Genomic DNA, 13,312 nt, shown 5'->3' on the forward strand with positions numbered 1-13,312 from the left:
AGGGGGCAATTCGGAGTGCGATGCAGCGGTGGCGGGTGCGTCGGTCGTCGTGTCGGGCGCGTCGGCGCGCGCGCCCGCTACTGGCCGATGGTCGAGAATCGAATCGGTCATGGTCTTAGCCGTTCTTCTTGATGAACTGCACCGACAGCGTTTCGAACTGGTGGCCATGCACTGCGGGCAGCTCGCCGGCCGCGTCGGTGGTCAGGTTCGACAGCGCTTCGGATGCCCGCTGCATGTGCCCGTCGAACCCCGCCACCGCATCGCCGTCGGTCGCGCGAACGAGTTTCGGCACACGGCCGAGCGGGGCGTGGTCGAACGTCGGCATGTCGGTGCTCATGCTGGCCGGGCCGCCCCACGCATGGCCGGCCGACTTCACGGTGAACGTGCCGGGGCACCCGAGTTCGATGTCGCCGCCGTTCAGCTTCAGGTACGCACCGCCCGACGTGACGAACACGACCTGATCGTTCGCCATGCCGGCGAGCTTGCCGCCGGCCGCGGTCAACTGGATGTTCTTCGCGGAATCCACCTGCGTGTCGTCGTCCTGCGACTGGATCGTCACCTTCCCGCGATTCGCGATGGCCGACACGCCGCCGCTGTGCGCGAACATCGCGACGCCATGGCCGCCATGCAGGTTGATGCGCTCACCGCTCGCGACCTGCACGTGCCGCTGGGCAATCTGGTCGATGTTCTCGCCCGCATACATGACATGCGTTCTGGGCGTGACGTGCAGCGATCCTGCCTGTGCGCCGAACGCCATCAAGGCGGACGTGTCGCCGGCGGAACCGGCATCCGCAAGGTCGGGCTTCCAGTGACGGAACGCATCGACGATCTTCTCCTGCCCGGCGGTATCCGCGGCTCGTCCGCCGTGCTGGCCGGCATAGTCGCCGAGCGAGTTGAACAGCATCATGCACTGGTCGAGCAACTGAATCAGTTCGTCACGATCGAGCTGACCACCGGTCGCGCATGTGCGCGCATAGGTCGAGAACAGGATGCCCTGGGCCGCGCGCAAGGCCGCCGCGGCATCGGTGCGCAACTCCGCGCCTTCGCCCCGATCGGCACCGTGTCCATCCTTGCGGGGCTGCGTCAGATAACCCAGGTTCAACTGGGTATGCGCATGCTCGCTCGCCAACTGCGCGGATATCTGCGACGGCGTATCGTCCAGGCGAAGCTGGTTGTACCGAGCGCCCTTGATTTCCTTCGTCTTGATCCCGGACACGTAACGGTTGCCGGGCAGCGCACCGGTATGCGTGAACGTCGCAGGCGGGTTCGCGCCGTTGCTCAGCACGCCGATGATGACCAGGCGGTCCGGATCGCCCGACAGGCAGCCCAGCAAGACTTCCATCCCGACGCGGGGCAGAAAGAGCGTGCCGAAGTTTCCGCCCGCCAGACTCGCGCCGACGCGTATCGGTGCGCTGTCGCCGGCCGCCCCGTTCGTTCCGGCGCCTTGTGCGTGTTCGTGATCGGCGGGATCGAAGCCATGAATCCGTACGCGCACGCGGCCGGCCGCGTCGCAGAATACTTCCTCGCCCTGCGTGCCGACGATCGTGCCGGTCAGCAGGTGAGCCGGCGGGAGGTCGATTGTCGGATCGTAGGACGGCGTGAGCGGCACGCCGCGACGCACGCACGTGAAATGGTTCTCGTAGCGCGTATCTGCCTGTTCCGACGTTTCGGCCGGCGAGGGTGGGGCGGCTTGCGCGAGGTTCCGGCTGGCTGCGTACAGCGCGATCACGCGGCCGGCCAGGTCTTTGGGAAGATTGTTCCGGATGTCGTGCCGTACCGACGTCACGACGAACTGCCGCTGCTCGGCCGGCTTCATGTCGAGTTCGGGGTCGCCGGTCAGCGTGAACCAGCAGCCGACCGGCATGTCGCGAACGTGGCCGATACCGTCGTAGCGCTCCGCCGCGAACTGGTGGGCGAGTATCCGGTCATGCGTGATGCGGTCGTGATCGTTCCACGAGTCGCCGACGTGCGGAATGTCGATCGCGACATCGGTCAGCAGCCGGGCCAGGTCGTTGCCGGCGTCGCCCTGATCGATGCTCGTCGCGATCGCGGAATCGTCCATGCGCGCCTTCTTGTAGTCCCACGACAGACGGCCGGCTTTGCCGGGGGACAGGCGCTGATGATGCGCAAACAACGTCACCGTATCGCGTTGCGCGGTTCCCGAATCGCGCGGATGAAGGCGCACGGTGCCGGCAGGCGATTCCGGCAATCGCAGCGGGTCGTCGCAGAACACGAGCGTGTGGATCGGCCGCTCGTCGGCCGTGCCGCGCGCATTGCCGACCGCCCACGCCTTTGCAAAGACGGTGATGCCTTCGCGTCGCAACAGCCGGCGCACGAAACGGGCGTCCGACTCGTTGACCTGCCGCGTCAGTTCGCGTGCCGGATAACGTTCGGCTCGCAATCCCGACAGGTCGAAATCGAACGCGCGCGCGAGTGCGGGGCTGCGTTGCCGCCATTCGTTCAGCAGCGTGCCGAGGATGTCGATGATGTTTCGCGACCGGAATACCCGGGAATTGATGCGGCGGTCCATCAACGACAGCGCATCGCAGATGCGCAGCTGATACACGGTCAACTCGCCGTCGGATTGACCGGCCTGCACGTCGTGCACGATCGCATTGATCGCCCGCACGTCGCCCCGGTCGGTCGTCAGCCGGACCGACACCGGCAGGCCGAGAAACAGCGTGGGCGCCAGATGGGCGTGGGTGGATATGCAGGTCAGTTGCCCGTCGATTCCCGACATCAATCCTTCGCGAATATCGGCGCGATGAAGCGCCAGCAGATGGCCGACCGCGTGTTGCGCCTGCCCGAAATGCAGGGCGACGGGCCGGTTGTTCCAGTCGACCAGACCGGACGCAAAGTTTCGTAATGCTGTTGCTATCGACATAACGGCAATCTCGTTGCTTTTCTGGCTTCGTATTCTTTGAGTCTGACTTTCAGTGCGGTAAAGCAGTGGTGATCGTGATTTCGGTGCGCAGAATATCAAACAATGGGGGTTTTAAAGGTTTATTGGTATTTTGAGATGGAAATCAATTAGCTCTGAAACGGTGTTCGACATTTTTCTGATTCGGTTGGGTATTTTGTTTTGGTTGGAAAAGTCTTATATCAGTTCGTCAGGGGTGGTATTTGTCGCTATCCCTTTCTGGACGGTTCGGACGCGGAGGTTGCAGGCAACTATGCCGAGCCGGATTGGATGTTGGCAATTCGAAATTCGACTTGTCCTAATTCGAATATAGATAAGGCGGATTTGAAATATAAAAATCGATGTGCGTGCGATCGCGCTCGTGCACTCGGTATGCGTGCCTGCTTGACAGCAGTTTTGCCGTTTTCAGTTTGATAGTGTGGAAGGCCGTTTCCGTCACGGCTCGCCATGGCCAACTGCATAAGCGCGAAGATTTCGGAGCGCGAGTCAAAGTCCACCACGATCGAAGATCGAAAACGCATCTTTTGTCATACGAAATACGTTGTCCGCACGTATCGCCCGGCCTCGCCGGATCGGGTGCATGCCGGGCGTGAACGGGCCAGTCCCCGGTCGCCCGGATGTCCATGAGGGATTTCCCCCGAGACGCACAATCGCGCGTCACTTCACCCCCACGACCGATCTCTCCCCGCCTTCCCACCGTCACTTCCGCCCACCGCCGCCGATTATTTGCATATCGCGAATGTCGCGTTCGCCGCGCGTTCGATACCCGATCCCCGGCGTTGCACCTATCGTTGTGCCGTCGGCTGGCCGGATTCGATATGTCGAACCGGAACGGCAGCCGGCGCTTCCCGGCGATTCACATCGCACACAAAAACCATCGGACCTGGCTGATGCGCAGGCGCTCCGTCGCGCGCAGGCGAACCTGTGTCCACGGAGACGGAAATGAAAGCAAACGAGTGGGATACCTCCTATGAGTGGAAGGCGGTCACGCTGCTGGCGCTCGGCTTCGGGCTGGTCGGCCTCGACCGCTGGCTGATCGCGCCGCTGTTCCCTTCGATCATGAAGGACCTCAACCTGAACGCGCAGGACGTCGGCAACTGCATCGGCGTGCTCGGCCTGTCGTGGGGCATCTTCGCGGCGCTGATGGGCGGCATCTCCGACAAGGTCGGCCGCAGGAAGGTGCTGATTCCGGCCATCATCGCGTTCTCGCTGCTGTCGGGCTTCTCGGGGCTCGCGGGCGGGCTGCTCGGGCTGATGGCGATTCGCGGCCTGATGGGTGTCGCGGAGGGCTCGTTCTGCCCGACGAGCTTTGCCGCGACTGCCGACGCATCGCATCCGCGGCGGCGCGGGCTGAACCTCGGCCTGCAGCAAAGCGGCTTCGCGCTGTTCGGGCTCGCGCTGTCGCCGATCATCGCGACGCAGCTGCTCGGTTTCGTGTCGTGGCGCTGGGTGTTTGCGCTCGTCGCCATTCCCGGCCTGATCCTCGGCGCGATCATGTTCTTCGTCATCCGCGAGCCGAAGGTCACGCCGGCCGTCGCGTCGGAGCATGCACCGGCATCGCTCGGCCATGTGCTCAGGAGCCGCAACATTCTCGTGGCGATGGCCGCGCTGTGCTGCGCGATGACGGGCGTATTCGTGCTCGGTGCGCTGCTGCCGCTGTACCTGACCGACTACCTGGCACTCGGCACGCAGAAGATGGGCCTCGTCGTGTCGGCGATCGGCTTCGGCGGCTTTCTCGGGCAGTTCGGGTTGCCGGGCCTGTCCGACCTGGTCGGCCGCCGTCTCGCGAGCATCGTCGGTTTCGCGGGGACGGCCGTGATGCTCTATCTGTTCCGCGGCCTCGGCCCGCAGCCGTTCGCGTTGTTCGGAGTGCTGTTCGTCGCGTCGTTCTTCACGCTCGGCCTGGTGTCGCTGCTGTCCGGGCCGGTGGCGACGGAGGCCGCGCCCGTCGGGCTCGTGTCGACGTCGATCGGCGTGGTGGTGGGCGTCGGCGAGATCTTCGGCGGCGGCATCGCGCCGGCGCTGGGCGGCTATGTCGCCGCACACTTTGGCATCCAGAACATTCTGTGGCTGCCGATGTGTGCGGTCGTGCTGGGCATCCTGGTCAGCCTGCTGCTGAAGGAAACCGCGCCGGCCGTGCTGCAGCGCCGCGTAGCCGTGCAGCCGGAACTGGCGGCCGGCGAGCAATCGCGGTAAGGCCCGCGCGGGCAGGGCAAGGCAGGGCGGTGCATGCGGCGGGCGGCGCCGCCGGCGATTGACATCGATTGGGTGACACAGTGACGCCTCCCGCATGACACAGCCCGATATCCGCACGGGTAGACTGCCGGTTTCGCTGTCGAAAAAGGGCGCGGCATGGACCGGTTTCTGAGCATCGAGGCATTCGTCAGGGTGGCGGAGGCGAGCAGCTTCGCCGAGGCGGCGCGGCAGCTCGGCGTGACCAGCTCGGTCGTGACGAACCGCATCCAGCAGCTCGAGAAGTTCGTCAACGCGCCGCTGTTCCATCGCAGCACCCGCCACGTGCGCCTGTCGGAAGTGGGCGAGGCGTTTTATCGCGAGTGCGCGGAGGTCGTGGGGCGCGTCAACGAACTGACGGACCAGATGCGCGAGCTGCGCGCCACGCCCACCGGGCGGCTGCGCATCCAGATGCTGCCCGGTTTCGCCCTCGATCATTTCGGCGCGCCGCTGATGGAATTCAACCGGCGCTACCCGGGCATCCAGATCGACGTCATCGTCAACGACCGTGTGGTCGACCCCGTCGAAGAAGGGTTCGACATCGCGTTCCAGATCTTTCCGCCGATCTCCGAGTCGCTGATCGAACGGCGGCTGTTCACCGTCAGGCGCCTCTTTTGCGCGTCGCCCGCCTACCTCGCCGCGCATGGTGCGCCACAACATCCGCGCGACCTGCTGCAGCACACGACCGCGCTGTATTCCGGCTACCCGTCGCGCAACCGCTGGACGATGACGCGCGGCGACGAGGTCGTCGAAATGGAGCTGCCGGGCATGATCCGCTCGAACTCCGTGCACCTGCTGCGCGAGTACGCGCTGACCGGCGGCGGCGTCGTCTGCCTGCCCACGCTCGTGGCGAGCGATGCGCTCGTCGCGGGCCGCCTGGTACCGATCCTGACCGACTATCAGCTCGCGCCGCTGAGCTTTGCCGCCGTTTATCCCGCGACGCAGCGACAGGCGCTGAAGGTGAAGGCGCTGGTCGAATTCCTCGCGGACCATATCGGCGACGAATCCCCGTGGGATCGTCCCCTCCTGGAGCGCGGCTGGGTGCGTTGAACCGCGCGGATTATTCGCGAAACGCAAATGCCGTAATCGCCGTCCGTTGCCTTGTTGCTGCTGTGCGTTGCCCCTAGAGTTGAATCCAACAAGCAGTTCAACTCAGGAGACAGCAATGACCGACACGGCATTCCACACCGTCTTTGGCTCGCTCGACCATTACCGGAAGGGCGAGATCGAAATCACCAGCGGCAGCGCCCGGCACTACGCGTTCTCGAACGTGTTCGAGGTCGCATCGAAATCGGCGCCGTATGAAAAGGTCGTCGCCGGCAAGAACCTCGAATACGTGATCGAAGTGCTGCGGACCGACGGCCAGTCGCCGTGGTTCGCGTGCCCGCACGACGAGTTCGTGATCCAGATGGACGGCGAAGTCCGGATCGACTTCATCAAGCTCGATTCGCCGCCGAAGTCGGGACGCGGCACCGTGAGCGCCGGCGCCCAGCCGGCCGGCCGCAAGATGGGGTATGTCGTGCTGCGCAAGGGCCATCAGGCGCTGCTGCCGGCCGGTTGTGCATACCGCTTCACCGCGAGCCGGCCGGGCGTCGCGCTGGTGCAGACCGTCCTTGGCGAGCTGTCCGTGGAGAAGTGGGCCGAAATCTGCCTGCACTGATTCGTCCGACCTCATTCGACATTCCCAGGAGACACGTTATGGCCACCCTCGACACCCTCGACCTTTCCACGGGCTTTGCCGCCGATCTGGTGCGATCGACCGAAGCCGATGCCGTCACCGGCTACCGCCGCTTCCAGCTCGGCGAATTCGCGTTCCAGCGCGACGAATACTTCGTGAAGATCAGCTGGCCCGCGAAAGGCCGGACCCGCACGCATGCGCTGCCGGCGGACGCGTTCCTGCGCGCGATGATGCGCGACGTGGCGTGGGGCTTCTTCTACGGCTGGGTGAATTTCGACCACGTGTTCGGCACGCGCAATCACTACGGCAAGGTGGACGTGTATGCGGGCACGTTCAACGGCATCCTGAAGGATGCCGGCGTCGACTACACCGAGACCTTCGAAACGCCCACGATCATGGCGACCTTCAAGGCGATGCTGCACGACTGGACGAACGAAGGCTTCGATCCGTTCGCGGCGCCCGAGGAAACGGGCACGGCGTTCGGGCGCAAGCACGGCGACAACGGCGCGGCGATCGAGCGCACGCGCATCGCGACGCGCCGCATGCCGGGCCTCGAGGGCGACTCGCCGCTGCGCGACGACCTGCCGGTCAACCGCGCGTTCCTCGACGTCGCGCAGGACGAACCGGAAGTGCATGTCGAGCCGGGCTTCGAAGGCGAACTGCACGCGTTCAACCTGTTCAAGTACCTGTCGCGCTCGGACGTCACGTGGAATCCGTCGGTCACGTCGGTCTGCGGGCGCAGCCTGTTCTGCCCGACCACCGAGGAATTCATCCTGCCGGTGTTCCATGGCAACGACCGCGTCGAATGGTTCCTGCAACTGTCCGACGAAATCGTGTGGGACATCGGCGACAAAAACACCGGCGCACCGCGCGCACGCGTCACGATGCGCGCCGGCGACATCTGCGCGATGCCCGCCGACATCCGGCATCAAGGCTATTCGACGAAGCGGTCGATGCTGCTCGTCTGGGAAAACGCGACGCCGGACCTGCCGCAACGCTACGAGAGCGGCGAGCTCGCGCCGTATCCGATCGCGTTCTGAGCAACGCAGCCGCTTCCGCTTCAGCCCTGTACCGAGGACGATTCATGCAAACCCAACTCTTCATCGACGGGCGTTTCGTTGACGCCGTCGACCGCGGCACGATCGACGTGCTGAACCCGCACGACGGCTCCGTCATCACGAAGATCGCGGCAGCCGACGCGGCGGATGTCGATCTCGCCGTCGAAGCCGCCGCGCGCGCGTTTCCCAAATGGTCGGCCCTGCCGGCCGCCGAACGCGGCCGGTTGCTGCTGCGCCTCGCCGACGCAATCGAGGCCAACGCCGACGAACTGGCGCGGCTCGAATCGCTGGACACCGGCCACCCGATCCGCGATTCGCGTGCGCTCGACGTGCCGCGCACGGCGGCCTGCTTCCGCTACTTCGGCGGCATGGCCGACAAGCTGCAAGGCTCGGTGATTCCGGTCGAAACCGGCTTCCTGAACTACGTGCAGCGCGCGCCGATCGGCGTGGTCGGCCAGATCGTGCCGTGGAATTTTCCGCTGATGTTCACGAGCTGGAAGATGGGCCCGGCTCTCGCCGCCGGCAACACCGTCGTGCTCAAGCCGTCGGAAATCACGCCGCTGTCGACGTTGCGCATCGTCGAGCTGATGGCCGAGGTCGGGTTCCCCGCCGGTGTCGTCAATATCGTCCCCGGCTACGGGCATACGGCCGGCCAGCGGCTCGCCGAACATCCGGGGGTCGGCAAGATCGCGTTCACGGGGTCGACGGCCACCGGCCGCCGGATCGTCGAAGCGTCGCAGGGCAACCTGAAGCGCGTGCAGCTCGAACTGGGCGGCAAGGGCGCCAACCTCGTCTTCGACGATGCCGACCTCGACGCGGCCATCAACGGCGCCGCATGGGCGATTTTCCACAACCAGGGGCAGGCGTGCATCGCCGGTTCGCGTCTCGTGCTGCACGAACGCATCGCGGATGAATTCCTCGAGCGATTCGTCGCGCTCGCGTCGTCGATCCGCATCGGCAACCCGCTCGACGCCGATACCGAGATGGGGCCGCTGACCTCGAAGCAGCACCTCGATCGCGTGCTGTCGTACGTCGACGTCGCGCGCGAGCAGGGCGGTCGCGTGCTCACCGGCGGCAGCGCGCCGCAGGACCCGGCGCTCGCCGGCGGCTACTACGTGCGCCCGACGGTCATCGAAGCGAGGAGCGCGGCCGATCGCGTCGCGCAGGAGGAAGTGTTCGGCCCGTTCGTCACGGTGCTGCGCTTCGGCAGCGACGACGAAGCGCTGGCCATCGCCAACGCGACGGAATACGGGCTGGGCAGCGGCCTCTGGACGAAGGACCTCTCGCGCGCGCACCGGATGGCATCGCGGATCAACGCAGGCATGTGCTGGATCAACTGCTACAAGCGCGTCAACCCGGGCAGCCCGTTCGGCGGCGTCGGCAAGTCGGGTTATGGCCGCGAGATGGGCTTCGAGGCCATGCACGACTACACGGAAGCGCGATCGGTGTGGGTCAACGTCGACGGCAACGTGCCGCCGCACTTCAAGCGCTGAGGTTTTCCATGGATCGCTTCGTCTATCAGGGCACGCCTTCCCGCGTGGTGTTCGAATGGGGTGCACTCGCGAGGCTGCCGGACGAGCTGTCGACGCTCGGTGCCCGCCGCGCGCTTGTCTTGTCCACGCCCGAGCAGCGGCCGCTCGCCGAGCGCGTGGAGGCGATCCTGGGCGAGCGTGCGGCCGGCATCTGTGCGCAGGCGGTCATGCACGTGCCGGTCGAGGTCGCGCATGCCGCCCGCGAGATGGCCGGCGAGCTGGACGCGGACTGCTGCGTCGCGATCGGCGGCGGCTCGACGATCGGGCTCGGCAAGGCCATTGCGCTCGAGTCGGTGTTGCCGATCCTGGCCGTGCCGACGACGTACGCCGGTTCGGAAATGACGCCGATCTTCGGGCTCACGGAAGGCCGGCTGAAGCGCACCGGGCGCGACGCGCGCGTGCTGCCGCGTACGGTGCTCTACGACCCGTCGCTGACGGTGTCGCTGCCGCCGGACATTTCCGCGGCGTCGGGCATCAATGCGATGGCGCACGCCGTCGAGGCGCTCTATGCGGAAGACGCGAACCCGGTGATCAGCCTGATGGCGGAAGAGTCGATCCGCGCGCTCGGTGACGCGTTGCCCGTGATCGTGCGCGATCCGGAACATCGCGCGATGCGCAGCCGCGCGTTGTACGGCGCGTGGCTCGCCGGAACCTGCCTGGGCGCCGTCGGCATGGCGCTGCACCACAAGCTGTGCCACACGCTCGGCGGCACCTTCAACCTGCCGCACGCGCAGACGCACGCGGCGATGCTGCCGCATACCGCGCACTACAACCATGCCGCCGCGCCCGATGCGCTGCGCCGCGTGGCGCGCGCATTGGGCGGGAACGATGCAGCCGAAGCCGGCCCGCTGCTGTTCGCGCTGAATGCGCGGCTCGGCATCGCACCGGCGCTCGTCGACCTCGGGATGCCGGAGAGCGGTCTCGACGAAGCGGCCGACCTCGCCTGTCGCAATCCGTATGCGAACCCGCGGCCGATCGAACGCGCGGCGATTCGCGCGCTGCTTCAGCACGCATGGGAAGGACGCGCGCCGCGGTGAGCGGCTCGTGCGTCAACGGAGACAGACATGAGCGATGACCACCATGACGGCGATGCCGGGGTGACCGGGCAGGTTGCCGCAGGCTTCGACGGCACGCCAGGCGCGCGCCTGCGCGTGCGGTGCCTCGTACGGCCTCTTCGCGCGTTCGTCCTCGACCGGAGTTGATCGACATGGCGCGATTTTTTGCGGTGTTTGCGACGGACCAGCCGGGCATGCGCGACGTGCGCGACCGCATGCGGCCGATTCATCGAACCTACCTGCGCTCGGCCGACCAGCACGGCGTGGTCGTGCGGCTCGGCGGGCCGACGCTGGACCCGCACGGCGACGCGATGAACGGCACGCTGCTCGTCGTGGAGGCGGACGACATTCACGCGGTGATGCAGTTCGTCGGCAACGATCCGTACGTGAAGGAAGGGCTGTTTTCGCACGTCGAAGTGCGGCCGTGGGACTGGAGCCTCGGCAATCCCGAGCAGAGGGTGTGAGACATGGAAGCCCGACAACTCTGCCGTTTTTCCGATGTGCCCGACGGCGGCGCGCGGGTCGTCGACGAGGCCTGCATCGGACGTCCCGTGATCGTCGTGAGACGCGGCGGGCAGGTGTGGGCGTACGTGAATCGCTGCCCGCACTTCTCGGTGCCGCTCGATTTCGTCCCGGGCAGCGTTTCCTGTTACCGGTCGCAGGTGTTGATGTGCGCCCATCACAGCGCGCTGTTCCGGTTCGACGATGGCGTGTGTATCGACGGGCCTTGCTCGGGTTCGGCGCTGGAGGCCGTGACGGTCGAGGTGGATTCCACCGCGTGGATCGTCCATCTGGGCGCTTGATTCGGGCGCTTCGACGAGTACGAGCGGGGCGGGTCGATGCGGCGGTCATCGAATTGATCAATCAGTCGAGCTAATCATGGTTCAGGCGTTGTTCGATTCCGCCTGAATGAACGCAATTTCCTTTGAAGCACCGAGCGAGCACCTGCCACGTAGCGGGTGGCGGCCTCGCATTTTCATAAAAAAGACGGAGACGACATGAAACTCAGGTTTGGAGCAGTGGTGATGCTTGCCGTGGCGCACGGCGTATGGGCACAGAGCAGCGTGACGATGTTCGGTCTGATCGATGCAGGCATTTCTTATGTCAGCAACGAGGGCGGCGGGAAGAACGTCAAGTTCGACGACGGCATATTCGCGCCCAATCTCTTCGGCTTTCGCGGGACTGAAGACCTCGGTGGCGGGTATCGCGCGACGTTCGCGCTCGTGAACCAGTTCTCGATGGCGAACGGCAGCATCGTCGGGACGGGGATTTTCGGCCGCAACGCGTATATGGGCCTCGAAAGCAACCGGTTCGGCCGCATCACGCTGGGCAACCAGTACGACTTCATGGTGGATTCGCTCTTTTCGAAGGGCAATGCGATCGCGCGGGACATCTCGGGGCTGTACGGCTTTCGCAACGGCCCGTTCCAGCGTCTCGCGCTGCCGGGCAATCCGACCGGTGCGTTCGATTGGGATCGCACGGCAGGCAGCAAGCCAATCGCGAATTCCGTCAAGTACAGTTCGCCGACGGTCGCGGGTTTTTCCGGCGGCGTGATGTACGCGTTCGGCGGGGTGGCCGGCTCGGTCGGCGCGGACAATGCGGTCAGCGCCGGGGTGAACTACGAGGTGGGGGCGTTCGGGGTCGGTGCGGCCTACACGAACGAGAAGTACGGTCCCGCGCCCGGCGTGCCGTCCACCAGCGTGCGCAACTGGGGTGTCGGGATGCATTACGACTTCGGTGCCGTGACCGCGAGTGCGCTGGTGACGACCGTGCACAACGCGTTCAACGATGCCGGCGTGTGGATGGCGGAGACCGGCGGGCTGTGGCACATCAGGCCGGATGTCGTGCTGGGCGCGAAGTACATGTACATGAAGGGCAACGAAGCGGTGAACGACAACCACGCGCATCAGGTCAGTGTGGCGCTTCAGTACCTGTTTTCGAAGCGGACGATGGTTTATGTGTCGGCCGACTACCAACGCGCGAACAGCGGCGCGAATGCGCAGGTCAATGGCGTGCTGGATCCGAACGGGGCTTCAGGTTCGGCGAACCAGACAGTGGCGCGGGTGGGGCTGCATACGGTGTTTTGACGGGGCGGCGGGCGGATCCGGGGCCAAGGTCGGCCCGCCAACGGATTACCCTGCCGCTGCGGCCGCCTCTTTGGCCTTGTCCTGTTCCGCCGCCAGCGCGGCATCTGCCGCCTGCGCGCGCTGGATGGCCGGGCGCGCAAGCACGCGGTCGATGTAGGCGCGAATGCGCGGCGTCTCGGGCACCAGCTTGAACATCGTGGTCCAGTTCAGCGCCGAGCCCCACAGCACGTCGACCGCGGTAAAGCGCTCGCCCAGCAGGTAAGGTCCCTTCGCCAGTTGCGCATCGATCGTGTCGACGACGGTATCGAAGTCGCCATAGGGCGACGTCGAGTAGGCCGCGGGCGGGCGATTCATCGATCGGTCGACGAGGGCCGGCTCGAAACACGAACCATAGAACGTCATCCAGCGCAGATAGGGGCCGCGCAGCGAATCGCCCGGCGCCGGCGACAGGCCGGCTTCCGGATACAGTTCCGCCGCATACAGGTAGACGGCCGCCTGCTCGGTGACGATCACGTCGCCGTGACGCAGCGCGGGAACCTTGCCCAGCGGATTGATGCGCAGGTATTCGGCGTCGCGGTGTTTTCCGGTGGAGAGATCGAACGCGTGCAGTTCATGGTCGGCGCTCAGTTCCTCGAGCAGCATCCGCACGCCGGCCGAGCGGCTGCGCGGAGAGTGGAACAGGGTCAGGTGACGGTCTTGCGGCATGGCGGGCTCCGGTGGGTGCGTTCGTCGGCAGGGATTCGAATGTAG

At 65.7% G+C, this 13,312-nt stretch carries 12 protein-coding genes; 10 read left to right on the forward strand and 2 right to left on the reverse strand.

What is annotated here, in order from left to right; genetic code table 11:
- Positions 1 to 115 precede the first annotated feature (115 nt).
- Positions 116 to 2,884 carry a type VI secretion system Vgr family protein gene (locus APZ15_RS27015; RefSeq protein WP_027789809.1) on the reverse strand — a complete coding sequence of 923 codons (2,769 nt, stop codon included), beginning with the start codon at positions 2,882 to 2,884 and terminating at the stop codon, positions 116 to 118.
- A 978-nt stretch (positions 2,885 to 3,862) separates the two neighbouring features.
- Between APZ15_RS27015 and APZ15_RS27020 the strand changes: the two genes are divergently transcribed.
- From APZ15_RS27020 to APZ15_RS27060, 10 genes are all read left to right on the forward strand, one after another.
- Positions 3,863 to 5,116 (forward strand): MFS transporter, encoded by a 1,254-nt coding sequence (locus APZ15_RS27020; protein ID WP_027789808.1) that lies wholly within the window; start codon positions 3,863 to 3,865, stop codon positions 5,114 to 5,116.
- 156 nt (positions 5,117 to 5,272) lie between these two features.
- Complete coding sequence (locus APZ15_RS27025; protein WP_027789807.1) at positions 5,273 to 6,202, forward strand: LysR family transcriptional regulator; 930 nt, start codon at positions 5,273 to 5,275, stop codon at positions 6,200 to 6,202.
- 115 nt (positions 6,203 to 6,317) lie between these two features.
- Positions 6,318 to 6,812 carry a cupin domain-containing protein gene (locus APZ15_RS27030; RefSeq protein ID WP_027789806.1) on the forward strand — a complete coding sequence of 165 codons (495 nt, stop codon included), beginning with the start codon at positions 6,318 to 6,320 and terminating at the stop codon, positions 6,810 to 6,812.
- 38 nt (positions 6,813 to 6,850) lie between these two features.
- Entirely contained in the window at positions 6,851 to 7,870 is a 1,020-nt protein-coding gene (locus APZ15_RS27035) for a hydroxyquinol 1,2-dioxygenase (RefSeq protein ID WP_027789805.1), read from the forward strand.
- 44 nt (positions 7,871 to 7,914) lie between these two features.
- Entirely contained in the window at positions 7,915 to 9,381 is a 1,467-nt protein-coding gene (locus tag APZ15_RS27040) for an aldehyde dehydrogenase family protein (RefSeq protein ID WP_027789804.1), read from the forward strand.
- Between the two features lie 8 nt (positions 9,382 to 9,389).
- Positions 9,390 to 10,457: a maleylacetate reductase gene (locus APZ15_RS27045; RefSeq protein WP_027789803.1), complete on the forward strand. Its 1,068-nt coding sequence runs from the start codon at positions 9,390 to 9,392 to the stop codon at positions 10,455 to 10,457.
- A gap of 27 nt (positions 10,458 to 10,484) precedes the next feature.
- Positions 10,485 to 10,622 carry a hypothetical protein gene (locus APZ15_RS41215; RefSeq protein WP_155253138.1) on the forward strand — a complete coding sequence of 46 codons (138 nt, stop codon included), beginning with the start codon at positions 10,485 to 10,487 and terminating at the stop codon, positions 10,620 to 10,622.
- 5 nt (positions 10,623 to 10,627) lie between these two features.
- Positions 10,628 to 10,939, forward strand: coding sequence for a YciI family protein (locus APZ15_RS27050; protein ID WP_021160030.1), 312 nt, complete (start codon positions 10,628 to 10,630; stop codon positions 10,937 to 10,939).
- Between the two features lie 3 nt (positions 10,940 to 10,942).
- Positions 10,943 to 11,278 (forward strand): Rieske (2Fe-2S) protein, encoded by a 336-nt coding sequence (locus APZ15_RS27055; protein ID WP_027789802.1) that lies wholly within the window; start codon positions 10,943 to 10,945, stop codon positions 11,276 to 11,278.
- 195 nt (positions 11,279 to 11,473) lie between these two features.
- Entirely contained in the window at positions 11,474 to 12,562 is a 1,089-nt protein-coding gene (locus APZ15_RS27060; protein WP_027789801.1) for a porin, read from the forward strand.
- Between the two features lie 45 nt (positions 12,563 to 12,607).
- Here the strand turns inward: APZ15_RS27060 and APZ15_RS27065 are convergent, their stop codons facing one another.
- Positions 12,608 to 13,267: a glutathione S-transferase family protein gene (locus tag APZ15_RS27065; protein ID WP_027789800.1), complete on the reverse strand. Its 660-nt coding sequence runs from the start codon at positions 13,265 to 13,267 to the stop codon at positions 12,608 to 12,610.
- Positions 13,268 to 13,312: the final 45 nt, after the last annotated feature.

The sequence above is a fragment of the Burkholderia cepacia ATCC 25416 genome (assembly GCF_001411495.1).
In the GTDB taxonomy this organism is placed as follows: domain Bacteria; phylum Pseudomonadota; class Gammaproteobacteria; order Burkholderiales; family Burkholderiaceae; genus Burkholderia; species Burkholderia cepacia.

Excerpts from the sequence above, each read along its gene's own strand:
- APZ15_RS27035 (WP_027789805.1), top strand. The coding sequence starts at position 6,851 with ATGGCCACCCTCGACACCCTCGACCTTTCCACGGGCTTTGCCGCCGAT.
- APZ15_RS27015 (WP_027789809.1), bottom strand. The coding sequence starts at position 2,884 with ATGTCGATAGCAACAGCATTACGAAACTTTGCGTCCGGTCTGGTCGAC.
- APZ15_RS27055 (WP_027789802.1), top strand. The coding sequence starts at position 10,943 with ATGGAAGCCCGACAACTCTGCCGTTTTTCCGATGTGCCCGACGGCGGC.
- APZ15_RS27050 (WP_021160030.1), top strand. The coding sequence starts at position 10,628 with ATGGCGCGATTTTTTGCGGTGTTTGCGACGGACCAGCCGGGCATGCGC.
- APZ15_RS27040 (WP_027789804.1), top strand. The coding sequence starts at position 7,915 with ATGCAAACCCAACTCTTCATCGACGGGCGTTTCGTTGACGCCGTCGAC.
- APZ15_RS41215 (WP_155253138.1), top strand. The coding sequence starts at position 10,485 with ATGAGCGATGACCACCATGACGGCGATGCCGGGGTGACCGGGCAGGTT.
- APZ15_RS27045 (WP_027789803.1), top strand. The coding sequence starts at position 9,390 with ATGGATCGCTTCGTCTATCAGGGCACGCCTTCCCGCGTGGTGTTCGAA.
- APZ15_RS27020 (WP_027789808.1), top strand. The coding sequence starts at position 3,863 with ATGAAAGCAAACGAGTGGGATACCTCCTATGAGTGGAAGGCGGTCACG.
- APZ15_RS27065 (WP_027789800.1), bottom strand. The coding sequence starts at position 13,267 with ATGCCGCAAGACCGTCACCTGACCCTGTTCCACTCTCCGCGCAGCCGC.
- APZ15_RS27025 (WP_027789807.1), top strand. The coding sequence starts at position 5,273 with ATGGACCGGTTTCTGAGCATCGAGGCATTCGTCAGGGTGGCGGAGGCG.
- APZ15_RS27030 (WP_027789806.1), top strand. The coding sequence starts at position 6,318 with ATGACCGACACGGCATTCCACACCGTCTTTGGCTCGCTCGACCATTAC.
- APZ15_RS27060 (WP_027789801.1), top strand. The coding sequence starts at position 11,474 with ATGAAACTCAGGTTTGGAGCAGTGGTGATGCTTGCCGTGGCGCACGGC.